The 22505-nt window shown below is 68.7% G+C and carries 20 protein-coding genes; 10 read left to right on the plus strand and 10 right to left on the minus strand.

Annotation, left to right across the window (positions count from 1 at the left end):
• Window positions 1-67: 67 nt before the first annotated feature.
• The 4 genes from ABZ909_RS25120 to ABZ909_RS25135 are packed head-to-tail and all read left to right on the plus strand — an operon-like array spanning window position 68 to window position 5130.
• Complete coding sequence (locus tag ABZ909_RS25120) at window positions 68-1693, plus strand: ABC transporter substrate-binding protein (RefSeq protein WP_357003660.1); 1626 nt, start codon at window positions 68-70, stop codon at window positions 1691-1693.
• The gene (locus ABZ909_RS25125; RefSeq protein ID WP_357003663.1) at window positions 1681-2643 is read left to right on the plus strand and encodes an ABC transporter permease; all 963 of its coding nucleotides are present in this window, start codon (window positions 1681-1683) and stop codon (window positions 2641-2643) included. Before ABZ909_RS25120 ends, ABZ909_RS25125 begins: the two co-directional genes overlap by 13 nt.
• A complete protein-coding gene (locus ABZ909_RS25130) occupies window positions 2640-3467 on the plus strand; it encodes an ABC transporter permease (RefSeq protein WP_357003666.1) in 828 nt (275 codons plus the stop codon). The genes ABZ909_RS25125 and ABZ909_RS25130 overlap by 4 nt, the downstream gene beginning before the upstream one ends.
• The gene (locus ABZ909_RS25135; RefSeq protein ID WP_357003669.1) at window positions 3445-5130 is read left to right on the plus strand and encodes an ABC transporter ATP-binding protein; all 1686 of its coding nucleotides are present in this window, start codon (window positions 3445-3447) and stop codon (window positions 5128-5130) included. The genes ABZ909_RS25130 and ABZ909_RS25135 overlap by 23 nt, the downstream gene beginning before the upstream one ends.
• Here the strand turns inward: ABZ909_RS25135 and ABZ909_RS25140 are convergent.
• The 4 genes from ABZ909_RS25140 to ABZ909_RS25155 all read right to left on the minus strand — a co-directional run bounded on the left by ABZ909_RS25140 (window position 5070) and on the right by ABZ909_RS25155 (window position 8048).
• The gene (locus tag ABZ909_RS25140) at window positions 5070-5927 is read right to left on the minus strand and encodes an AfsR/SARP family transcriptional regulator (RefSeq protein ID WP_357003671.1); all 858 of its coding nucleotides are present in this window, start codon (window positions 5925-5927) and stop codon (window positions 5070-5072) included. The two genes, ABZ909_RS25135 and ABZ909_RS25140, sit on opposite strands and share 61 nt — an antisense overlap.
• Window positions 5928-5974: 47 nt before the next feature.
• The gene (locus ABZ909_RS25145) at window positions 5975-6637 is read right to left on the minus strand and encodes a TetR/AcrR family transcriptional regulator (RefSeq protein ID WP_357003674.1); all 663 of its coding nucleotides are present in this window, start codon (window positions 6635-6637) and stop codon (window positions 5975-5977) included.
• Between the two features lie 173 nt (window positions 6638-6810).
• Window positions 6811-7713, minus strand: a complete 903-nt coding sequence (locus tag ABZ909_RS25150) for an MBL fold metallo-hydrolase (RefSeq protein WP_357003677.1) — start codon at window positions 7711-7713, stop codon at window positions 6811-6813.
• Window positions 7710-8048, minus strand: coding sequence for an antibiotic biosynthesis monooxygenase family protein (locus ABZ909_RS25155; RefSeq protein ID WP_357003679.1), 339 nt, complete (start codon window positions 8046-8048; stop codon window positions 7710-7712). The genes ABZ909_RS25150 and ABZ909_RS25155 overlap by 4 nt, the downstream gene beginning before the upstream one ends.
• A 199-nt stretch (window positions 8049-8247) precedes the next feature.
• Here ABZ909_RS25155 and ABZ909_RS25160 point away from each other — a divergent pair, with 199 nt between their 5' ends.
• Window positions 8248-9762 (plus strand): MFS transporter, encoded by a 1515-nt coding sequence (locus tag ABZ909_RS25160; RefSeq protein WP_357003682.1) that lies wholly within the window; start codon window positions 8248-8250, stop codon window positions 9760-9762.
• A 20-nt stretch (window positions 9763-9782) separates the two neighbouring features.
• On the opposite strand, the gene ABZ909_RS25165 is transcribed toward ABZ909_RS25160, so the two are convergent.
• Complete coding sequence (locus ABZ909_RS25165; protein ID WP_357003684.1) at window positions 9783-10637, minus strand: NAD(P)H-binding protein; 855 nt, start codon at window positions 10635-10637, stop codon at window positions 9783-9785.
• 162 nt (window positions 10638-10799) lie between these two features.
• Between ABZ909_RS25165 and ABZ909_RS25170 the strand changes: the two genes are divergently transcribed.
• Genes ABZ909_RS25170 through ABZ909_RS25190 form a run of 5 tightly spaced genes read left to right on the plus strand, consistent with a single transcriptional unit; the run spans window position 10800 to window position 15373 of the window.
• Entirely contained in the window at window positions 10800-11894 is a 1095-nt protein-coding gene (locus tag ABZ909_RS25170) for a methyltransferase (protein WP_357003687.1), read from the plus strand.
• On the plus strand, window positions 11869-12906 hold the full coding sequence (locus tag ABZ909_RS25175) for a phosphotransferase family protein (protein ID WP_357003690.1): 1038 nt from the start codon (window positions 11869-11871) through the stop codon (window positions 12904-12906). Before ABZ909_RS25170 ends, ABZ909_RS25175 begins: the two co-directional genes overlap by 26 nt.
• Entirely contained in the window at window positions 12903-13928 is a 1026-nt protein-coding gene (locus tag ABZ909_RS25180) for an MsnO8 family LLM class oxidoreductase (protein ID WP_357003693.1), read from the plus strand. Before ABZ909_RS25175 ends, ABZ909_RS25180 begins: the two co-directional genes overlap by 4 nt.
• Window positions 13925-15043, plus strand: a complete 1119-nt coding sequence (locus ABZ909_RS25185) for an LLM class flavin-dependent oxidoreductase (RefSeq protein ID WP_357003696.1) — start codon at window positions 13925-13927, stop codon at window positions 15041-15043. Before ABZ909_RS25180 ends, ABZ909_RS25185 begins: the two co-directional genes overlap by 4 nt.
• A 30-nt stretch (window positions 15044-15073) precedes the next feature.
• Window positions 15074-15373, plus strand: a complete 300-nt coding sequence (locus ABZ909_RS25190; protein ID WP_357003699.1) for a muconolactone Delta-isomerase family protein — start codon at window positions 15074-15076, stop codon at window positions 15371-15373.
• Between the two features lie 58 nt (window positions 15374-15431).
• Here the strand turns inward: ABZ909_RS25190 and ABZ909_RS25195 are convergent, their stop codons facing one another.
• The 5 genes from ABZ909_RS25195 to metE all read right to left on the minus strand — a co-directional run bounded on the left by ABZ909_RS25195 (window position 15432) and on the right by metE (window position 22446).
• Window positions 15432-16304: an alpha/beta hydrolase gene (locus ABZ909_RS25195; RefSeq protein WP_357003702.1), complete on the minus strand. Its 873-nt coding sequence runs from the start codon at window positions 16302-16304 to the stop codon at window positions 15432-15434.
• Window positions 16305-16382: 78 nt separating this feature from the next.
• The gene (locus ABZ909_RS25200) at window positions 16383-17534 is read right to left on the minus strand and encodes a bifunctional 2-methylcitrate synthase/citrate synthase (RefSeq protein ID WP_357003963.1); all 1152 of its coding nucleotides are present in this window, start codon (window positions 17532-17534) and stop codon (window positions 16383-16385) included.
• A 23-nt stretch (window positions 17535-17557) separates the two neighbouring features.
• Complete coding sequence (gene prpB, locus ABZ909_RS25205) at window positions 17558-18472, minus strand: methylisocitrate lyase (protein WP_357003705.1); 915 nt, start codon at window positions 18470-18472, stop codon at window positions 17558-17560.
• Window positions 18469-19974, minus strand: coding sequence for a 2-methylcitrate dehydratase PrpD (gene prpD, locus ABZ909_RS25210; protein WP_357003708.1), 1506 nt, complete (start codon window positions 19972-19974; stop codon window positions 18469-18471). Before prpD ends, prpB begins: the two co-directional genes overlap by 4 nt.
• Window positions 19975-20187: 213 nt before the next feature.
• The gene (gene metE / locus ABZ909_RS25215; RefSeq protein WP_357003711.1) at window positions 20188-22446 is read right to left on the minus strand and encodes a 5-methyltetrahydropteroyltriglutamate--homocysteine S-methyltransferase; all 2259 of its coding nucleotides are present in this window, start codon (window positions 22444-22446) and stop codon (window positions 20188-20190) included.
• Window positions 22447-22505 lie beyond the last annotated feature (59 nt).

The following is a 22505-nucleotide window of genomic DNA, read 5'->3' on the forward strand; positions in this document are numbered from 1 at the left end:
ACGCCTTCCAGCGTTTCTCCAGCGGCGCCGGAGTGCGGCTGCATCAGCGGCGACAACACTGCGAACCATGATGGGTAGAACCGTGTGGCCGCTGGCCGCCCTGTTGACCGCTGCCGCGCTGGCCGCGGGCTGCTCGCCGGGTACGGACAGCGTGGGATCGGACGGGCCGCCGGTCGCCGGCGGCACGCTGCGTTTCGCGCTGCCCTCGGAGCCGAGTTGCCTGGACCCGGGGGTGAGCCCCGCCGACGCTACCGCCCTGATCAATCGCGGTGTGGTGGATTCCCTGGTGGCGCAGGGCAATGACAACACCTTCCACCCCTGGCTGGCGAAGAGCTGGACGATCAGCGACGACCTGACGCGATACGTCTTCACCTTGCGCGACGATGTGGTGTTCCATGACGGCACCCGGCTCGACGCCGCCGCGGTCAAGGCGAACTTCGACCGGATCGTCGATCCGAACACCAAATCCCAATGGGCGGCAACGTTGCTGGGACCGTACAGCCGGTCGACCGTGATCGACGAGCACACCGTCGAGGTGGCGTTCACCGAGCCTTTCCAGCCGTTCCTCGCGGCGGCGAGCACCACCGCCCTGGGCATCCAGTCGCCGAAGAACTTCGCCGACAACGCCGGCAAGCTCTGCGATCACGTGGTCGGGTCGGGTCCGTTCACCTTCGCCGGCCATACCGCGCAGCAGCGCGTCACCCTCGCCAAGTTCGCCGGATACGGCTGGGCCCCCGAGACTTCGGCGCATGCGGGGCCCGCGCACCTCGATGGCGTGGAGTTCCGTTTCGTGCCGGAGAACTCGACCCGCATCGGGGCGTTGACCAGCGGCCAGATCGACGGACTGCTGTCGGTGCCCGCGCAGAACGTCAGTGACCTGAAGGCGGATCCCTCGCTCCGATACACCCGCTACGACGCGCAGGGCACCGGCTACGGCGTCTACATCAATACCCGGCGGGGTCCGTGGCAGGACCCACGCGTCCGCCGAGCGCTGCAGCGATCGACCGATGTCGACGCGATCCTGTCCTCGATCTATTTCGGCGTCTACAGCCGGTCCTGGAGCATTCTGACCCCGGCCACCCAGTTCTACGATGCGGCACTGGAGAATTCGTGGAACTACGACACCGGCGAGGCCGACCGGCTGCTCGACGAGGCCGGGTGGAACCACCGCGACGCCGAGGGCTACCGGGTGAAGGACGGCGTCCGGCTCCGCGCGACCTGGACGACCACCAAGGCGCAGGACGAATCGAACTACCGGGGCCTGGTCGGACTGGCCATCGTCGCCTCGGCCAAGCAGGTCGGCATCGAGATCGTCCGCACCAATGTCCAGACCGGTGAGCTGTTCCAGCTCGTCGCGCGCGGCGACTACGACCTGTTCGACACCAGCTGGTCATCCAATTCGCCGGACATCATGCGCAGCTTCCTGCTCTCCACCGCCAAACCGATGTCGGGACAGAATATTTCGTGGGTGAGCGACCCGCAGGTCGACGCGTGGGTCGGCAATGCCGCACGCACGCTCGACGCGGGCGCGCAGCGCGCGGACTATGCCGCCGCCCAGCACTGGGCCATCGATCAGGCGGTGCTCGTTCCGATCTTCGTGCCCGCCAGCCAGGTCGCGACCCGGACCCGGGTGCACGGCATCGCCGCCGCCCCGGCGTCGTACCCGGTTTTCTACGATGCGTGGCTGAACTGATGGCCGCCCTGGTGACCGTCGCCGGTGCGATCCTGCGGCGCGTACTCGGAATCGTCGGAATCCTCACGGGGGTCGCGACCGTGACGTTCCTCGCCATGGCGCTCGTACCGGGCGATCCGGCCTACGCCATGCTCGGGAATGCGCCCGCGACCCCGGCGACCCTGGCCGCCATCCGTGCGCAGATGGGCCTGGACGAGCCGCTGCCGCAGCGGTTCCTGCACTATCTGGGCCGCCTGGCCCGGGGCGATTTCGGCGAATCCTTCCAACGACAGCAGCCGGTCCTGCGCGTGATCAGCGAACAACTCACTCCGACACTGCAACTCGCCGCAGCCGCCATCACCCTGGGCGTCGCGGGTGCGCTCGTCACGGTGGTCGCGACCTCGGGGACACGCCGCGCGCCGCGGGTGCTCGCGCATGCGCTGGAGCTGATCGCGGTGTCCACGCCGACCTTCTGGACCGGCACCCTGCTGCTGGCCGGCCTCTCGTTCCGCCTGCACCTGTTTCCCTCGACCGGGTCCGGTCCGGCGGCCCTGGTCCTGCCCGCGACCACCCTGGCCGTGCCCATCGGCGCGCTGCTCGCCCAGGTGATGCGGGACGGCGTGGACGCGGCCATGCTGTCCCCGTTCGTGCTCAGCGCCCGCGCCCGGGGGCTGGGCGAGCTGGACATCCGAATCCATCACGCGCTGCGGCACACGCTGCTGCCCGCCATCACGGTCAGCGGCTGGCTGGTGGGCGGCCTGCTGAGCGGGGCGGTGCTGGTCGAGACGGTGTTCGCACGCCCGGGTCTGGGCCGAGTCCTGTTGTCGGCGGTCACCACTCACGATTTTCCGGTGGTCATCGCGCTGGTCATGTTCGGCTCGCTGCTGTTCATCGCCGTCAATTCCGCGGTGGACCTGGCCTACCGGGTCATCGATCCGCGCTCGGCGCCGCCGTCGGGGGTGACCTGGTGACCGTGACGCGGAACGCGCGGCTGATCCTGCCCGGCCTCGTCGCCGCCGTGCTGGCGGCCTGTGTCCTCGTGCCCGGCTGGATCGCGACGCGATCGCCCATCGAGGTCGACCTCGCTCAGGCGCTGGCGACGCCCGGCCGCCACCACCTCCTCGGCACTGATCAGCTCGGACGAGACATCTTCGCGCGCATCGTCTTCGGTGCGCGCTATTCGATCCTCGTCGGTCTCACCGCGACCCTGCTGGCCGTGCTCGGCGGCACCCTGATCGGGCTGTGTGCCGCGCTCGGCGGCCGGCTCATCGACACCGTCATCGCGCGGGGGCTGGATATCGTGCTGGCTTTTCCGGGCGTCCTGCTGACGCTGTTGGTGATCGCGATGCTCGGGCAGGGGGCGGGCAGCCTGATCGCGGCGATCGCCATCGCCGAATCCGCCTCGTACGCCAGGCTGGTCAGGTCCCAGGCCCTGGTGGTGTGGAACGCCGACTACGTCCGGGCGTCGATCGCGCTGGGACGCTCGCCCGGATATCGGATCGCCCGCCATATCGTCCCGAACTCGCTGCGCCCGACCGTCGTCCTGGCGACCCTCGGCGTCGGCAGCTCGATCATGATCGGTTCGGCCCTGAGCTTTCTGGGCCTCGGCCCGAAAGAGCCCACCCCCGAATGGGGTTCGATGCTCGCGGCCGGCCGTGAACTGTTGTCCAAATCGTGGTGGGTGGCCGTTCCGCCCGGAGCCGCCATCACCCTCACCGTCGTCACCGTCACCGTGTTCGGCCGGGCACTGCAACAACGTTGGGAGGGCGGCCTTGCCCGTTCTGCACGTCGATGATCTGCACGTTTCCTTCGGCCGGGGCGGTGACGGGGTAGCGGCGGTGCGCGGCATCGGTTTCGAGCTCGCGGCCGGTGAATGTCTGGCGATCGTGGGGGAATCCGGGTCCGGCAAGAGTGTCACCACCCGCGCGCTGCTGGGCCTGACCGGACCGGGCTCGACGGTCGCCGCCCGGTCCCTGCGCCTGGGCGATATCGATCTGGATCGCTTGTCCGCGCGGGAGTGGCGTTCCGTGCGTGGCCGGCAGATCGCGCTGATCCTGCAGGACGCGCTGATCTCACTGGACCCGTTGCGGCCGGTGGCGGCCGAGGTGGGCGACACGCTCCGCGCCCACCGGCTCGCGCGTTCCGCGGCCGACCGCACCCGTCGGGTCGACGAGCTGCTCGGAGCGGTCGGCATCGATGATCCGGAACTGCGCAGAACCATGCGCCCACACCAGCTTTCGGGCGGGCAGCGGCAGCGGGTATTGATCGCGTCCGCCCTCGCGGGCCGGCCGAAGGTGATCATCGCCGACGAGCCGACGACGGCCCTCGACGCCACCGTGCAGGCCCGCATCTTGCAACTGCTGGCCGCCCTGCGTGATGACGGCACCGCTCTGCTACTGGTCAGCCACGATTTGTCGGTGGTCGCCGGAATCGCCGACCGGGTCGCGGTTATGCACGAGGGCCGCATCGTCGAACAGGGCCCGGCCGCACGGGTTCTCGGCGCACCCGAGCACCCCTACACCCGTCGGCTACTGGCGGCGGTCCCCACTCCCGAAAAACGGGGCAGGCCGCTGTCGGGGGACGGCCGGGCCGCCGTGCGATCGGAACCGGTGGTCCGCGCCGACGCCCGGACCGAATCCGCGCCGCCCGCCCTGTCCGTGACGGGGTTGTGCAAATCGTTCCGTGTGGGCCGCGGCCGGTCGGTGGCCGCCGTCACCGAGGTCGGCTTCGAGCTGCCGGTCGGCACCACGCTGGGACTGGTCGGCGAATCCGGCTCCGGCAAGAGCACCACCGCCGCACTGGTTCTGGGTCTGCTGCGGCCGGACGCCGGCACCGTCACCCTCGGCGGCCAACCCTGGAGCGCGTTGCCTGAGCGGGTCCGCCGGGCCCGGCGTCCGGAGGTCGGCGTCGTCTGGCAGGACCCGGCGAGTTCGTTCGATCCCCGCTGGGACGTCACCCGGATCATCGGCGAGGCCCTGCCCGCGCGCGGCCGCAGCGCCGCCGACCGGCGCCGGCGGATCCTGAGCCTGCTCGATTCCGTGGGTCTGCCACGAACTTTCGAACGGCGGCGACCAGGCGAGATGTCCGGCGGGCAACGCCAGCGGGTGGCCATCGCCCGCGCCCTGGCCTCCGACCCCGCCGTCCTGATCTGCGACGAGCCGGTCTCGGCCCTGGACGTCACCATCCAGGCGCAGATCCTGGATCTGCTCGCGGATCTGAAGGCCCAACGGGGACTGTCGATGCTGTTCGTCTCGCACGATCTCGCGGTCGTGCGGCACCTCAGCGATTCGGTGGCGGTGATGTCCGCGGGCCGGATCGTGGAGCAGGGGAGTGTCGACGAGGTCTTCGACACTCCGAGGCACGATGTCACCCGGGCCCTGCTCGCCGCGGTCCGGCTTCAGCCGCAGAGCGAATCCACCTGCGGTCGCAGTCGACCCGCGATGAGCTCGGCCGAATAGCGCGAGGCGGCAACGATTGTCGGCGGAGGAGCGAGCTCCGGGGCGCTGCGCAGCACTTTGTGGTGCAGTTGCTGCAGCGCCGGGGTGGGCTCCAAGCCCAGCTCCTCGGCCAGCCGATGCCGCAACCGCTCGTACACCTGCAGCGCGTGCGCCTGCCGGCCGGAGCGGTAGAGCGCGATGATCAGATGCGCGTGCAGGCTCTCCAGCAGCGGCGAGCGCTGCACCATGCCGCTGAGTTCACCGATCAGTTCGCGATGACGGCCCAGCCGCAGATCCACCTCGATGCGGTGTTCGAGGATCGACAGCCGCACCTCGTTCAGGCTGGTGGCCCACATGGTCAGCACCGGACCGGGTTTGATGTCGGTGAAGACCGGGCCGCGCCACACCGCCAGGGCCGCGCGCAGCGCGCTGTCGGCGCTGTCGTCGTCCTCGGCCGCCAGTGCCAGCCGGGCGAGCCGGACCTTGTCCTCGAAGACGTCGACATCGAATTCCCCGGGGCCCACATGCAGGAGGTAGCCGCGTTCGCGGGTCTCCAGCCGTGATTCGCCCCGATCCAGGTTCGAGCTGTGCTCGCCGAGGCATTTGCGCAGCTGCATGACATAGGTCTGGAGGGTGGAGGACGCCGAGGACGGCGGCGCGGACTCCCACAGTTCCTCGATGCAGTAGTCGGCCGAGATCACCCGGTTCGCGTTCATCAACAGCAGGGCGAGCAGTTGGCGCTGCTTCGGTGCGCTCGGGACTGCTCCGACACCGTCGATGCAGCACTGCAGTGATCCCAATACCCCGAATTTGATCATGTGTAGCTCCCGAGCTGTATGAAGATTTCAGCGCGCCGGAAATCCGGTCACGCTGGTCGTTCGATCGCGTAGGCGCGCAGAATCAGTCGTGCGGCGCGCGCCGAGATCTCCGCGGCCCGGTCCGGCGTGAGCGCGATGGTCCCGAAGGCCGAGGCCTGCTGGCCGTCGTGGGACAGCTGCGCGAAGAACTGGCCCGCCACCTCCGCCGGTTCGGTCGTCTCCAGAATGCCCGCCGCGGCGAGCACTTCGAAGCGGTGGGCAAGCCACCCGGCGATCCGCGGTCCCTGCGCCACGGATTGATCGGCACAGACCTGATGCAGGTCCGGATGCCGCGCCACCTCACCGACGATCAGCCGCCGCACCGCGGACACGCGCTCGGACAGGGTCACCGCGAGGAACAAGCGCCCCACCGTGACCAGATCCTCGAAGACGGTGTCCGGATTCCGCAGCAGGCGCGGATCGAGTTCGTCGGCCGTATCGGCCGCCGCCCGCACCCCGGCGAGTACCACCCGGAACAGGGTCCGTTTGTCGCCGAAGTAGTTGTAGATCGTCTGCTTGGACACGCCGGCCTGCTCGGCGATGGCCTCGACACTGGTTCGCTCGTAACCGAATTCGAGGAACGAGTCCGTGGCGGCATCCACGATCACCGACCGCTTGCTCGCCGCGCGTGATTCCTGCGCGACTGCGGCCCGGGACGAAGCTGACACCATGGGCACACTCCTTCATTCGAAATGCGATCCGATTCCACAGGCTAGCCAGCGTCCGCCGGGTGCGGAATCGTCCCGCTCGCCGTGATCGGAAGGCTTCGTCAGTATTTCATAATCTGTTACGGCACAGCGGAATTGGTGACACGGTCGGCAATCGGCGGGTGGGCGTGCCGAGGTCAGGCGGAGGCCGGGATCGAATGCCCCAGAAAGGCCGCCATATCCGCCAGGACCGGTCCCGAACGGATCGGCGCGGCGGTGCCCGCGATCTCGGCGTACGCACAATGGAGATTAGCCACCAAACGCTCCGGTTCATTCCACGACGACCACGGATGGTGGCGCAGCCGTGTCGGATCGACCTGGCGGGCCGCCTCGAGCGGCGTCGCGCCGGACGGCAGCGCGTCCCGGGCGACCGCGAGCAGCCAGTCGAGATAGTGGCGGGTTTCGGCGAGGACGCGCCGGCCGGCGACCTCGCCGTGGCCGCCGATGATGGTCTCGGTCGCGAGGTCCCGCAGCCGATCGATCCAGTCGAGCATTCCGTGCGCCGAACCCGACAGCAGGAACGGTGTCGTGCCGGGCATGACGAGATCACCCGCGATGAGGACCCGTGCGTGCGGCACCCAGACCGCCAGATCGGCGTCGGTATGGCCGATCCCTCCGGTGAGCAGGTGGATCTCGCGCTCACCGGCATGCAGGACGGCCCGATCGCCCACCCCGACGCCGGGCAGCACCAAAGGCAGTTTCCCCCACTCGATCTCGGGCCACAGGGCCCGCACCGCCCAGCCATTGCGGGCCATCGCCGGCCGGCACCGCTGATGCGCGATGACCGGAGCCGGGGCGAACAGCGCGTTCCCCGCAGTGTGGTCCCCGTGCCAATGGGTGTTGATCACCATCGCCGGTGAGCCCGCCCCGATCCGCGTCAGCGCGGAACGCAAACCGCGGGCCCGGCTTTCGGTGCCCAGCGTGTCCACCAGAACGGATTCGCCCCCGGCGCGGATGAGCGCGGCATTGCTCACGCACCACCCGCCGGGGCGCTCGATATAAGCGAAGACGCCGTCGGCGACCTCGTCGAGTTCACTCACCCGGAATGACCGGCCGATCGAATGATCCGGCACAGCTGCGGATCTCCGGCCGTCACCTCGCCGACCCGGGTGCGGGTGCGGAATTCCGGATTCGAGGTCGCGCGCAGGAATGCCTCGCGGCCGGACCAGCGGGCGATATTGATGTAGACGTCCGGATCGCTCTCGGATTTGAGCAATTCGTAATGCCGGAATCCGGGTTGCCGCGAGAAATAGTCCGCGACATCGGCATAGATCGATTCGAATCGCTCCGCCGGACCCGCCAGGCGCAGGACGTTCACGAAGACGTACTCGGACTGCTGCCCGGCCGCTACCGGGTCGGTCGTTGGATCGGACACCGATCGTCCCCACTCTCATCGATCGAACACGTGTCTCCAGCATGTGCGCGCGATCTGCAGCGCCACTGGAGTCCCGCTGGAGTCTTGCTGGAGTCTCGCTGGAGCCGGATTGACGATGGACTCCCGAGTCCAGATATTGGACCCATGAGTCCATCGGACTCGAATCACCTTTGTGTCCAAGGGAATTGGAGCCAAATCCATGTCCACACCGTCTCCGTCGCTCGACGCCACACGGTCCCGGATCTCCCGTCCGCCGGATTGGGCGGTGCTGAGCCTGCTCTGCCTGGGGCAGCTGATCGTCGTCCTGGACCTCTCGATCGTCAATGTCGCGCTGCCCGCCATCCAGGGTTCGCTCGACTTCTCCGACGCCGGACTGCAATGGGTGGTCAACGGCTACGCCATCACCTTCGCCGGATTTCTGTTGCTCGGCGGCCGGGTCGCCGACCTGATCGGCCGCCGGCGGGTCTTCCTCATCGGCCTCACCATTTTCACGCTCGCCAGCCTGGCCGGTGGCCTGGCCAGGTCGTCGGAATGGCTGGTGATCGCCCGCGTCATCCAGGGTTTCGGCGGCGCGCTGCTCTCACCCGCCACCCTGGCGATCCTGTCGACCACTTTCACCGAGGGCAAGGCGCGGGCCCGCGCCACCGCGGCCTGGGGCGCGATCTCCGGGGCCGGCGCCGCGCTGGGGTCGGTGCTCGGCGGCGTGCTGACCGATATCGCCAGCTGGCAGTGGATCTTCTACGTCAATATCCCGCTCGGTGCCCTGGCCCTGGCGCTGACCTATCCGCTGCTCGGTGAGAGCCGGGGCGCAGCGGGCAAGCGGCTGGACGGGGTCGGTGCGGTGCTCGTCACCACGGCGCTGGTGGCGCTGGTGCTCGGTGCGGTCGACTCCCAGAACCACGGCTGGTCCGCACCCTCGACCTGGGGGCCGATCGTGGGTGCGGCCGTGCTGCTGGTCTGGTTCACCCTGCACGAGGCGAGGGTCGCGGCCGCGCCGCTGATTCCGTTGTACGTCTTGAAGATCCGGTCGGTCGCCTTCGCCAATATCGTCATGTTCTGGATCGGCGCGGCGGTGATCGCGCACTTCTACTTCCTGTCGCTGTACATGCAGAACATCCTGGGCTACAACGCCTTCCGCACCGGCATCGCGTTCCTGCCGGGCGCGGTGGCGATGACCATCGGCGCGTACTCGGGTCCGCCGCTGGTCAAGCGATTCGGGGGCGTCCGCCCGCTGCTGACCGGCGCGCCCGCGTTGAGCGCGCTCGGACTGCTCTGGCTCGCGTTCGTCCCGGATCACGGCTCCTTCGCGCTGCACGTGCTGATCCCCCAGGTTCTGATCACCCTCGGCGCGGGTCTGGTGATGGTGCCGCTGGTCATTGCCGCCACCGGCGGCGTGGCGCCCGCCGAAGCCGGTGTGGCCTCCGGAATCATCAACACCACCAGGCAATTCGGTGGAGCCATCGGACTGGCGGTGCTGGCCACCATCGCTGCCTCCCGGACCGGTTCCGGCAGCGGCGACCACCCGCCGTCGCACCCGGAGCTGCTGTCCGGCTATCACGCCGCGTTCGGTGTCGGGGCGGTCTTCGCGGTGGTGGCGCTGGTGTTCACCTTCGGTCTGCGGACCGTCGCGCCGCCCGCACCGGTGGCGACCCCGGCCGAGCCGGAGACCGATGCCGCGCCGGAGACCGCCGAAAGCAGTCCCGCCCGCCCGTGACCGGTGCCGGGCGAGGCTCCTCACGAGTCGCCGAGGAACCTCGCCCGGTGCCCGCGGACGAACTCCTCATAGCTGATCGGCGGTGTCCCGGTGAGTATTTCGATGTCATCGAAGATCCGGCTCCGGACCGGGCCCGCGACGGCACGTGCGGCGGTGACCGCGTCCGCGACCGCCCCGGGCATCCGATGGGCCAGGCGCTCCCGCTCTTCGTCGATCGAGATCTCCCGCACGGCGATCGGCCGGCCGAGCACCTCGGCGAGGACGGCCACCTGTTCACGCGGGCTCACCGCCCGCGGGCCGCTGAGCCGCAGCACCGGTGCATCGGCGAGGTGGGTCTCCGCGGACAGCACCTGGGCCGCCACCCGCCCGATATCGCGGGGATCGAGGTGGGCCGCCGGCAGATCGGGCAGCGCCACCTCGACCACGCCGGTGCCGAGAATCGAAGGGATCCACGCGAATGTATTGGAATAGAACCCATTCGGCCTCAACACGATCGACGGAATACCGGACTCGACGGCCACTCGCTCCCCCGCGGCATGCCAGCCACCGAGCGCACCGTCCGGATTCTCGTCCACGGCCAGCGACGAGACCGTGACCACCCGCCGCACGCCCGCCGCCGCGGCGGCCGCGACCACGGTGGCGTCCTGCGTCGCCTTCAGGTGGCCGGAGGTCGCGATGAAGACCGAACCCACGCCCTCCAGTAGCGGATCCAGTGTGCGGGGAACATCGAGGTCCCCGGCGACGAATTCCACGCCCGCCACCGGCGCGGTCCGGCCGGGATCCCTGGTCAGGGCGCGGACCTTCGCACCCCGCCGCGATAATTCCCGCACCGTCGCGGTGCCGACGATACCGGTGGCTCCGACCACGAGAATCATTCGAATCATCTCCCTTGCAATGCGATTCACTGCGACGGCGGGAGCGTATCCGGCAATTCGGGCGCACAGTCGAAGGCCGGATCCGCGCTCCAGAGATCCTCCAGGGGCCGTGCAGCAGCGCTTTCTACGGTCGATTCCGACGCCAAACTTCAGGAGGACTCGATGAGTCACGTCTCCACACCGCTGATCCCCGCTCCCGGTGACACCCTCGGCAATACCGATTCCGGTGGATCGCCCGCCCATATTCTCGGCCTGGTCTCCGGGGCCCGCCGCGCCCAGGTGGTGCTGGCCGCGGTGGAGCTCGACCTGTTCACCGCACTGGCCGAAAAGGATCTTCCGGCAGCCGAAATCACCGCGATCACCGGAATTCAACCCGAATGGTCGCGCGATTTCCTGGATGCCGTCGCCACCACCGGACTGCTCATCACCGATCACGGTCGCTACGCGAACAGTCCCGACGCGCACCGCTATCTGGTGCGCGGCCGTCCCCACTATCTCGGCGGCTTCCTATGCTTCCTCGACAAGACCTTGCATCCGGCCTGGACCGGGCTCGCGGCCAGCCTGAAATCCGGGAAGCCCGCCAATTCCGATGCGGCGGACGGTGATCCATACGGCACGTTGTTCACCGATGCCGATGATCGCCGCGGCTTCTTCGAGGCGATGGATGTGCTCAACGCCCCCATCGGCGCGGCACTGTCCCGGCTGGACTGGTCACAGCGCACCACCTTCGCCGATATCGGCGGCGCGCGCGGGAATATCGCCGCGGAACTGGTGCGAGCCCACCCGCACCTCAGCGCGCAGGTCTTCGATCTGCCCGAGGTCGAGCCCGAATTCGACGCCCACATCACCGAACTGGGGCTGACCGACCGGATCGCGTTCCGGCCCGGCGACTTCTTCACCGATCCGCTGCCCAGCGCCGATGTGCTCATCTTCGGGCACGTCCTGCACAACTGGCCCGTCCATCGGCGGCAGCAGCTCATCGCCGCCGCTTACGCGGCGCTGCCGGAGGGTGGCACCATCGCCGTCTACGACCCGGTGCTCGACCCGGTCAGCCCCACCCCGCCGGCCCTGCTCGCCAGCCTGAACATGCTGGTGTGGTCCTCCGGCGGCAGCGAATACACCGTCGCGGAGGCCGAAACCTGGCTGCGCGCGGCGGGATTCGTCGACATCGCCGCTGCCCCGCTCGGTCCGACATCCACGCTCATCACCGGCGAAAGGCCACACCATGGCGGTGCCACTGCAGAGATCGCCGGATAGCACCCGGGATCTGGTGCTGGGCTGGCTGTCCCGCACCCCGGCCGGGTTCGAGATCGATCCGGACAGCGTCGATATCTCGCTGCCGCGCAACGGTTTCTCGGCGGAGACCATTCAGGTGACCGCCCGCGATATCGCGGGCGGCACACACCGTTCGATCATCCGGGTCGGCGCCACCGGCGAGGGGATCTATCCCACCGAATCGATTGTGGCGCAGGCGGATGCGCTGCGGGCCGTCCGTCGGCACAGCGATGTGCCCGTGCCCGAGGTGCTGGCCGTCGAATCCGATGCCACCGTGCTGGGCGCGCCGTTCTTCCTGATGGAGTTCGTCGACGGCCGGGTCCCGCCGGACTTTCCGTCCTACCACCGGTCTGGGTGGGTCGCCGACCTGGTGCCCAGCGAACGCACGGCGGTCTGGTGGGCTGCGCTGACCGCGCTCGAGCGACTGCATTCGATCGCGGCGGACACCGCCGGTCTGCCCGATCTGGGTTCCGCGGGTCCGGCTGCGCAGGTGCGGTATTGGAGCGATGCGCTGGACTTCTATCGCTGTGCGGACGATCCGGTGATCCGGCGGGCCCAGCGGTGGCTGGCGGGCAATATTCCGGTCCACCGGTCGCCGTACGTGTTGCTATGGGGTGACGCCAGGCTCGGCAACATCATCTATCGCGACACCGAGGTCGCCGCCCTCGTCGATTGGGAGATGACCGGATACGGCGAACCCGAGAGCGATCTCGCCTGGTTTCTGTACCTGGACCGGCACCTGAGCCGGGGGATCGGCGCACAGCGGCTCTACGGGCTGCCCGACCGGGACCGAACCGTGGAGGCGTATGCCGCGCTGTCCGGTCGGACCCTCCGGAATCTCACCTTCTACGAGGTGCTGGCCGGTTTCAAATTCGCGCTCATCACCGCGGCGGTGACCCGCCGCGCGGAGCGCACCGGACTGCCCTCGGATACGCCATTTCCCTTGCACCGCAACGCGGTAGCCCTGCTCGACGAAACCCTGGAGGCGCTATGACCATCAGACTGTCCATTCTCGATCAAGCTCCGGTCCCCGAGGGCACGCCCCAGTCGCAGGCTCTGGCCAATTCGCTCGACCTCGCCCGTCACGCCGAACGCTTCGGCTACACCCGCTACTGGGTCGCCGAACATCACGCCATGTACTCGCACGCCATCTCGGCGCCCGAGATTCTGGTGACCGCGATCGCGTCGGCGACCTCGACGCTGCGGGTCGGATCGGGTGGGGTCCTGCTCACGCACTACAGCCCGTTCAAGGTGGCCGAGACGTTCCGGACGCTGACGGCCCTGCATCCGGGCCGTATCGACCTCGGTATCGGACGGTCCACGGGCGCCGACGAGGTCGAGACCCTGGCACTGCGACCGGCGCCCGAGGCCGGACGCGGACCGACGGTCGACGCGAAGGTCGAACAATTGCGCGCGTACCTGGCCGGCTCCCCGGCCGTCGACGGCGCGCGGCGCGCTCCGCTCGCGGTACCGCTCGACGCTCCCGCACCGGATGTCTGGCTGCTGGGCAGCAGCCCCGGGAGCGCCGTGTCGGCGGGCCGGGCCGACATCGACTACGCATTCGCGCATTTCATCAATCCGGGGGCGACCCGGGAGTCCATCGAGGCATACCACCGGCTCGCACCCGCGCGGTCGCCGATCGCCGCCATCACGGCGGTGGTCGCGGACACCGAGGCCGAAGCGGCACGTTTGTACTCGGCCCAGCGCGCGGTGCGTAATCGGTTGTTCCGCAACGATGTCCGGCCCGTTCCGGAGCCGGACACCGCCTTAGCGGAGCTGGCCCGCTACGGCGACATCCTCGAAGGCGAGAACTTCGAATGGCCCCGGTACTTCTGGGGCACGCCCGACCGCGTCGGTGACCGAATCCGTTCGCTCGCCTCGAATCTCGACGTCGAGGAGATCATCGTCGTCACCACGGTGCACGACCATCAGGCGCGGGTGCGCAGCTACGAACTCCTCGCCGCCGAGTTCGCGTTGCCGGCCGCCACCCCTTCACTCCAGGACGTGACGCGATGAAGTTCGGCATCAACCTCTTTCCCACCGTCGGCCCGCACGATCAGGCGCCGGTCGATTACTACGATCACGCGCTTGCGATCGCGATCTACGCCGAAGAGCTCGGATACCACCATGTCAAAACCGTCGAGCACTACTTCTTCGAATACGGCGGCTACAGCCCGGATCCCACCACCTTCCTGACCGCCGTGGCCGCCCGGACCGAACGGATCCGGCTGATCACCGGCGCCGTGGTTCCCGCGTTCGATCATCCGATCAAACTCGCGGCGCGGCTGGCCGTGCTGGACAACATCAGCCATGGACGCCTCGATGTCGGTGTCGCACGCGGATTCCTGCCGGACGAGTTCGCGGCTTTCCAACTGTCCCTGGATGATTCGCGACCGCGGTTCGATGCCACCGTGGCGGCGATCGTCGAGCTGTGGACGGGAACCGATGTGACCATCGACAACGGCTTCCACTCGTTCGGGCCGGTCACCCTGCAGCCGCGTCCGTTGCAGCGTCCGCACCCGCGCATCCTGGTGGCCACGGCGATCACCCCGGAGTCCGCCGAGCGGGCCGGCACCGCCGGGTATGGGCTGTTGCTGGTGCCGTCGATCAACCCGCGGGAGAAGGTGCAGGACATCATCGCCCGGTATCGGGTGGCCCGCGAAGCCGCCGGATTCGACCCCGCCACGGCGGAAGTGCATCTGAGCTACAGCTCGTTTCTCGCCGACGACGCGGACGAGGCGCGCAGCCTCGGCGAGCAGTTCGCGAACACGAACCACCGTGCGCTGGCCCGGGCCGTCTCCGGTTGGTCGACCGCCCGCAGCACCCAGTACGAAGGGTACGAGAAGATCGTCGATCGGGTCGCAGGCGGGACCTTCGCCGCCCAGCTCGCCGCCGACAAAACCATTGTCGGGACGCCGGCCCAGGTCGTCGATCAGATCGCTCGTATCCGAGATGCGTTCGGCGACGTGACGATCAGCCTGCAGACGCCGCCCAGCACCGCGCCCGAGGCCGTCGTGCGGCGCTCGGTGCAACTCTTCGCCGAGGACGTGCTGCCGCACTTCTCGACGCCCGTCGCGGTCGACGGCACAGCTCCCGGCGTCCCGGCGGCGGCCGTCGCGCCGGGCCGATAGAAAACATCCGCACCAGAAGGAGTTTCGAGCATGGCGCTCTTCGCCGTCTTCACCAAGCAGCACCCCATCGGCATCAGCGCCGACGAATTCCGGCACCGGCTGCCCGAGGGATTCGCCCACCACGTCGATCTCGTGAAGCGTGGCATCATCAAGCACAGCTGGATCATTGCCGGACAGTCCGGCGGGCTGAATGTCTACGAGGTGGCCAGCCACGAGGAACTCACCGACGCGCTGTACGGCAACCCGCTGTCCTCGCACCTGGAGTTCGAGGTCTTCCCGCTGTCGGACCCGGGTGGGTTCGATGTCGACGAATTCGCCGCGCGGGATTAGCACGTACGAAAGCGGGGTGGTCACCGATCGGTGACCACCCCGCTTTCGTATGGCCGGACTATCGGCCGCGGGCCAGGAAAGTCTCGACGACGGAGCTGAACTCGGCCGCGTTGTCGACCCACGGATAGTGGCCCGCTCTCGCGATCGACACGTGCGTCGCGGCCGGGAACAGCGCGGTGGCGGCGTTTCCGGCTTCGACACCGGTCAGCGCGTCCGCGGCGCCCGTCACGACCAGGACGGGCGCGGTGACCTGTCCGAACGTCGGCAGGAAGCGTTCGGGCTCGGTGCGATCGCCATTGCCGTGGAAGTGCTTCCACGCCTCGAGCGAGAACTGCTCGCGCTGTGTCGCGGCATGCGCGCGCTGCCGCTCACCCCACCCGCCGTACGCGGCCGGGACATAGCGGTCCAGCAGGTCGAGCACTACCTCGGGCGGATCCTGCGGCCCGGCCGCCGCCAATTCCCCGGCGGCGGTGCGCACCTCGTCGAACCACGGCTCGTCCGCGCGGGCATTCAGCAGGCTCGCGATATCGCCACCCCCGCCGAAGAAGTCCGGTCCCGGCACGACCAGCACCAACCGGGACACCCGATCCGGATGATGCCCGGCGTACACGGCCGCCACCACCGCCCCCGACGAGTGGCCGAGCACATCGATCGTCTCCGCCCCGAGATGAGATCGAAGCGCGTCCACGTCCCGGGCGAGCGACGGATAGGCGTACTTGGCCGGATTGTCCGGGGCCGCGGTGGATCCCGTGCCCCGCGCGTCGTACCGAATCAGGGTCCGGCTCTCGGCGAGCCCCCCGAGGTCCTCGAGATACCGCGAATCCCGCGGTCCCCCCGGCACCACCACCAACGGCGGCCCCGATCCGATCGCCTCGAACGCCAGCTCGGCCCCATCGAACGACACTGCGGTGCCATGAGTCGAAGTAGTCATGGCCCGAACCTACGAACCCCGGGTCCACTCTCCCTACGCCCTCGCTACAGCCCCGCTGGAATGCCCGCGCCAACTCTGTCAGGCGACGACGGAACGCTGTGGGACGCCGACGTATTGGCTCAACGGGCGGATCAGGGCGTTGGACGCGCCCTGTTCGATGATGTGGGCGGTCCAGCCGGTGATGCGGCTCATGACGAAGATCGGGGTGAAGGACTCGATGTCGAAGCCGAGCAGGTAATAAGCGGGGCCGGTGGGGAAGTCGAGGTTCGGTCGGAGGCCGGTGGCCTCGGCCATGGTGTGTTCGAGGGTCTCATATATGCGCACCCAGCGCCGGCCGTCGGTGGCGGCGGCGATGTCGAGGAACGCCTGCTTCATGGTCGGTACCCGCGAGTCGCCGTTCTTGTAGACGCGGTGGCCGAAGCCCATCACCTTTTCCTCGTGGGAGAGCTTGTTGCGCAGCCACTCCGCGGCCAGTGCCGGGTCGCCGATCTCGAGCATGTCGTGCATGACCGCCTCGTTGGCGCCGCCGTGCAGCGGGCCCTTGAGCGCGCCGATGGCGGCGGTGACCGCGCTGTAGATATCCGAGAGCGTCGAGGTGACCACGCGGGCGGCGAAGGTGGAGGCGTTGAAGCTGTGCTCCGCGTACAGGATCAGCGAGATCTCGAACGCCCTCACCAGTTCCGGTGTGGGCACCTTGCCGAAGCACATGTTCAGGAAGTTCTCGGCGAAGCCCAGATGTGAATGCGGCGCAATGGGATCCAGGCCGTGGCGGCGGCGATGATCGGCGGCCACGATGGTCGGCAGGACCGCCATCATGCGCAGGGCTTTGGCCTGGTTGGCCTGTGGCGAACTGTCGTCCTCGGCCGGATCCTCCGCACCCAGGTAGCTGATGGCCGTGCGGACGACATCCATCGGATGACAGTTCTCCGGGAGCTTGGCAACCAGTGAGAGCAGCGACCGATCCACCCGGCGTGCGGCCCGTTCCTGCTGGAGGAACCGCTCCAGCTGTGCGTCACCGGGCAGTTCGCCGTGCCACAGCAGGTAGGCGACCTGCTCGAAGCTGCAGTGTGCCGCCAGATCCTGCACCGGGTAGCCGCGGTAGGTCAGGGAGTTGGTTTCCGGCACCACCTTGGAGATCGCGGTGGTGTCGACGACGACGCCTGCGAGGCCCTTGTAAATGATCGGAATCGCGATCTCCGGCCCACCCGTCGCCCGGCCATCACCCCTCATCGAATCGCTGCGCGATGCGGCCATCACTGGTTCCCTCCCAGGGTGAAATTGAAGATGTCGGAATCGAATTCGTTGTATCGCTCGTATTGCAGGAGCTCGTAGAGGCGGCTGCGGTGTTGCATGCGATCCAGCAGCCCGGACTGGGTTCCGGTCGCCGCGATCTCGCGTAGCCCGATTTCGGCGGCGAACATCGCCAGACGCAGCGTGGTGACCGGGTAGATGACGGCGTTGTAGCCGATCGACTCGAGCGTTCGCGCGGGAATCAGTGCGGACTTGCCGAACTCGGTCATGTTGGCCAGCAACGGAATCGGGACCGCCGCGCGAAACCTCTCGAAATCGGCCTCGGTGTACAGCGCCTCGGTGAAGATCAGGTCCGCACCGGCGTCGGCGTACGCCTCGGCCCGCTCGATGGCGGCGTCGATGCCCTCGATCCCCGCGGCGTCGGTGCGCGCGCAGATCACGAAGTTCGGATCTCGGCGGGCCGAAACCGCCGCGCGCAGGCGGCGCACCATATCAGCGGTGGGCACCACGGCCTTGCCGTCGAGGTGGCCGCAGCGCTTGGGATTGACCTGATCCTCGAGGTGCAGGCCGGCGATCCCGGCGTCCTCCATTATCGTGACCGTGCGGGCGGCGCTCATGGGTTCGCCGAATCCGGTGTCGGCGTCGATGAGCACCGGCAGGTCGGTGACCCGGGCGATCTGCTGCCCGCGCCCGGACACCTCGGTCAGGGTGGTGAGGCCGATGTCGGGCAGGCCGAGATCAGCGGAGAGTACCGCGCCTGAGACGTAGACGCCCTCGAAGCCGATCTCCTGAATCAGCTTGGCCACCAATGGATTGAAGGCACCCGGGAACCGCTGGATCTTGCCGGAGTTCAGACCCGCCTTGAACGTGGCGCGTTTGTCGGCGGCGGAGGTGGCGGCGGCGAGCAGGCCGGTCATCGGAACAGTCCCTTCGGCGACTTGGGCGCGCGGGCGAGCACATCCGGCGGCACGGTGAAGGTGAGCTCCGACAGCTCGTTCGCGGACAGCCCGCCCGCGCGCTGGACCACCTCGAGGAAGCGGTCCTGTTCGACGGGCTCGATGACGCCCTCGGCGAGGGTGCGGAACTTGGCGATGTATTGATCCCGGGCGAACGGGCGCGCGCCCAGCGGGTGGGCGTCGGCCACGGCCAGCTCGTCGACGATGACTTCGCCACTCTTCAAGGTGATTTCGGCGCGGGCGCCGAAGGCCTGCTCGTTCGGATCGGTCGAGTGGTAGCGCCGCGTCCACTCCGGGTCCTCGGCGGTGGAGATCTTCTTCCACAGCTCGACGGTGTCGGGCCGCTGCGCGCGTTCGGGAGCGTACGAGCGCTCGTGATGCCAGGTGCCGTCCTGCAGCGCGACCGCGAAGATGTACATGACCGAGTGGTCCAAGGTTTCGCGAGAAGCCTCGGGGTCGAACTTCTGCGGATCGTTCGACCCGGTGCCGATCACGTAGTGGGTGTGGTGACTGGTGTGCAGCACGATCGACGCGATCTGATCCAGGTCACCGATCCGCTCCCGCATCCGCCGCGCCAGATCGATCGGGGCCTGGCTCTGGTATTCGGCCGAATGCTCCTTGGTGTAGGTGTCGAGGATGCCGCGCTTGGGCTCGCCGGAACCCGGTAGCGGGACAGAGTATTCGGCGTTCGGGCCGCCGAGCAGCCAGGCGATCACACCGTCCTCGCCCTCCCAGATCGGTGCGGGCGCGCCCTCGCCGCGCATGGCGCGATCCACGGCCTCGACGGCCATCTTCCCGGCGAAGGCCGGTGCGTAGGCCTTCCAGCTCGAGATCTCACCCTTGCGGGACTGACGGGTCGCGGTGGTGGTGTGCAGGGCCTGACCGACGGCCTGGTAGATGGTCTCGGTATCCAGGCCGAGCAGCGTGCCGATCCCGGCTGCGGCCGACGGGCCCAGGTGGGCGACATGGTCGATCTTGTGCTCGTGCAGGCAGATCGCGCGCACCAGGTCGACCTGGATCTCGTAACCCGTTGCCAGACCGCGGATCAGGTCGCGGCCGCTGCGTCCGGTGTGCTGCGCGACGGCCAGGATCGGCGGGATGTTGTCACCCGGGTGCGAGTACTCGGCGGCCAGGAAGGTGTCGTGGAAGTCGAGTTCGCGCACCGCGACCCCGTTGGCCCACGCCGCCCACTCCGGGGAGTACGAGCCCGCGACCCCGAACACGGTGGCGCCCGGCCGGTAGGGGTGGGCCAACGCCTGGGCACGGGCATTGGCGACCGGGCGGCGGGCGATCGAGGCCGCCGCGACCGCGGCGTTGTCGATGATCCGGTTGACGATCATCGCCTCCACCTCCGGAGCGACCTCCACGGCATCCGCGGCGACCTCGGCGATCCGCCAGGCGAGGTGTTCCGCGCGGGGAAAGGGCTCGGCGGAGCGGTGGGTGTGGACGAGATGGTGCTTCACGGTCGGGTCCTCCCAGACGTCGATTTCACCGGTACATTCCGGACGCTACCGAGCGCAGTCTTCGGCTTGAATCCCTCGCAATTGCCTACTTTTGCGGACCCGACCCTGCAAATCTGTGAAAGTTGCGGTGACACCGCGTGTCGGCCGCGCCTTCAGCCGGGCCGTGGAAACGACGCCGGGACGCCCCGTGGCACGGAGCGCCCCGGCGCACGGTCAGCGCAGCGCCTGTGCCGCCGCGACCAGGTTGCGCAGCGAGGCGGTCACCTCATCGGTGCGACGCGTCTTGAGCCCGCAGTCCGGATTGATCCAGAGCCGGTCGGCCGGAACGGCTTTCAACGCCAGACTCAGCGACTTCTCGATCTCCTCCGGACTCGGCACGCGCGGCGAGTGGATGTCGTACACGCCCGGTCCCACACCCAGGTCGAAGCCCGCGGCAGTGAGGTCGTCGAGCACCCCCATGTGGGAGCGCGCGGCCTCGATCGAGGTGACGTCGGCATCCAATCCCGCTATCGCGCCGATGATCTCGCCGAACTCCGAGTAGCACAGGTGCGTGTGGATCTGCGTGGCGTCCGCGACACCGGAGGTCGCCAGCCGGAACGCCTCCACCGCCCAGTCGAGGTAGGCGGCCTGGTCGGCGCGGCGCAGCGGCAGCAGTTCCCGCAGCGCTGGCTCGTCCACCTGGATGATGCCGATACCCGCCGCCTCGAGATCCACCGTCTCGTCCCTGATCGCCAGCGCTATCTGGCGTGCGGTGTCCGCGACCGGCTGATCGTCGCGGATGTAGGACCACGCCAGGATGGTGACCGGCCCGGTGAGCATGCCCTTGACCGGCTTGGCGGTCAGCGACTGCGCATAGCTGCTCCAGTCGACCGTCATGGCCGCCGGACGCACTACGTCGCCGAACAGGATCGGGGGCCGGACGCATCGAGTGCCGTAAGACTGGACCCAGCCGTGCACGGTGGCGGCGAATCCGTCGAGCTGCTCGGCGAAGTACTGCACCATGTCATTGCGCTCCGGCTCGCCGTGCACCAGCACGTCCAGGCCGATTTCTTCCTGCAGCGCAACGACTTCGGCGATCTCGGCCCGCATCCGCGCGTCGTACTCGGCCCGATCGATCTCCCCGCGCGACAGTTCCGCGCGCGCTACCCGAATCCGGCCGGTCTGTGGAAACGAGCCGATCGTCGTGGTCGGCAACAGCGGCAGGTGCAGTCGTTGCTGCTGGAGGGTCCGCCGCTCTTCAGCCGGGGCGCGCCGGGCGCCGATTGCCCCGGCCAGGCGGGCCCGCACCGTCGCGTTGTGCAGCCGGGCATCGGATCGCCTGTCCCGCACCGCCGTTCGCGCGATCTCCAGTTGCTCGCCGACCGCGTCCTGCCCCTCATGTAGGGCGCTCGCGAGCATCCGGATCTCCGCGATCTTCTCCGCGCCGAAGGCCAGCCACGAGCTCAGCCGCGGTTCCAGCGTCGTCTCGGCGTCCAGGGCATACGGAACATGCAGCAGCGAGCAGGAACTCGAGACGGCGACCGATGCGCCACCGTCGCGTAGGGCGGCCAGACGGGGCAGCGCGCGATCGGGATCGACGCGCCACACGTTGTAGCCGTCGACGATGCCGGCCACGACGACGACGTCCCGAAGCGACTGCGCCGCAACCACATCCGCGTAGCCGCCTGCGACCAGATCGACGGCGATTCCCTCGACACCGGTCGCCGCCAGCATCGGCAGCGCCGCACCCAAACGGCCGAAATACGAGGCCACCAGCAGTGCGGGCCGGGCGGACACGTCGGCCAGCCGACGATAGACGGTGTGCACCAGCGCCAGTTCGGTCTCGCTCAGGTCGGTGACCAGTACCGGTTCGTCGAGCTGCACCCAGCGTGCGCCCGCCTCGGCCAGCAGGCCCAGCAGCCGCTCGTACAGCGGCAGCAGATCCGGCAGCCGGTCCAGCAGGTCGCTGCCGTCCATCGACTTGGCCAGTTTCAGGAACGTGATCGGTCCGACGATCACCGGGCGCGCCGGAATGCCCAGGGCCAGAGCATCTTTCAGCTCGGCGAGCGGCTTGTCCGGGTGCAGCGAGAACTCGGTCATGGCCGAGAGCTCCGGCACGAGGTAGTGGTAGTTGGTGTCGAACCACTTGGTCATCTCCAAGGGCGCGACCTCGGCGGTCCCGCGTGCGGCGGCGAAGTACCGATCCAGCTCGTCCTCGATGCCGCGCACCCGATCGGGTAGCGCACCCAGCAGCACCGCGGTGTCGAGCACCTGGTCGTAGTACGAGAACGTCCCCACCGGAACCGAATCCAGCCCGGCGTCCCGCACCCGCACGAGCTGTGCGGCACGCAGTCCCGCCGCGATGTCGTGCAGGGTCGCGGCGTCGATCCGCCCGGCCCAGTACGACTCGATCGCCCGCTTGAGCTCCCGGTTCGGCCCGATGCGGGGCAATCCGAGCACCGTGGCGGTGAAAGTGTTGTCAGGGTTCAACATTGATGAACTCCATGGTCAGCAGCCGATGGCCGCCGCCTACACAGAGCGCACGCTGATGG

The organism is Nocardia sp. NPDC046763 (genome assembly GCF_040645495.1).
Lineage (GTDB): Bacteria > Actinomycetota > Actinomycetes > Mycobacteriales > Mycobacteriaceae > Nocardia.

Coding starts and splice junctions, on each gene's coding strand:
- ABZ909_RS25120 (WP_357003660.1), top strand. CDS start 68: ATGATGGGTAGAACCGTGTGGCCGCTGGCCGCCCTGTTGACCGCTGCC.
- ABZ909_RS25140 (WP_357003671.1), bottom strand. CDS start 5,927: ATGATCAAATTCGGGGTATTGGGATCACTGCAGTGCTGCATCGACGGT.
- ABZ909_RS25145 (WP_357003674.1), bottom strand. CDS start 6,637: ATGGTGTCAGCTTCGTCCCGGGCCGCAGTCGCGCAGGAATCACGCGCG.
- ABZ909_RS25160 (WP_357003682.1), top strand. CDS start 8,248: ATGTCCACACCGTCTCCGTCGCTCGACGCCACACGGTCCCGGATCTCC.
- ABZ909_RS25165 (WP_357003684.1), bottom strand. CDS start 10,637: ATGATTCTCGTGGTCGGAGCCACCGGTATCGTCGGCACCGCGACGGTG.
- ABZ909_RS25170 (WP_357003687.1), top strand. CDS start 10,800: ATGAGTCACGTCTCCACACCGCTGATCCCCGCTCCCGGTGACACCCTC.
- ABZ909_RS25180 (WP_357003693.1), top strand. CDS start 12,903: ATGACCATCAGACTGTCCATTCTCGATCAAGCTCCGGTCCCCGAGGGC.
- ABZ909_RS25185 (WP_357003696.1), top strand. CDS start 13,925: ATGAAGTTCGGCATCAACCTCTTTCCCACCGTCGGCCCGCACGATCAG.
- ABZ909_RS25190 (WP_357003699.1), top strand. CDS start 15,074: ATGGCGCTCTTCGCCGTCTTCACCAAGCAGCACCCCATCGGCATCAGC.
- ABZ909_RS25195 (WP_357003702.1), bottom strand. CDS start 16,304: ATGACTACTTCGACTCATGGCACCGCAGTGTCGTTCGATGGGGCCGAG.
- ABZ909_RS25200 (WP_357003963.1), bottom strand. CDS start 17,534: ATGAGGGGTGATGGCCGGGCGACGGGTGGGCCGGAGATCGCGATTCCG.
- prpB (WP_357003705.1), bottom strand. CDS start 18,472: ATGACCGGCCTGCTCGCCGCCGCCACCTCCGCCGCCGACAAACGCGCC.
- metE (WP_357003711.1), bottom strand. CDS start 22,446: ATGTTGAACCCTGACAACACTTTCACCGCCACGGTGCTCGGATTGCCC.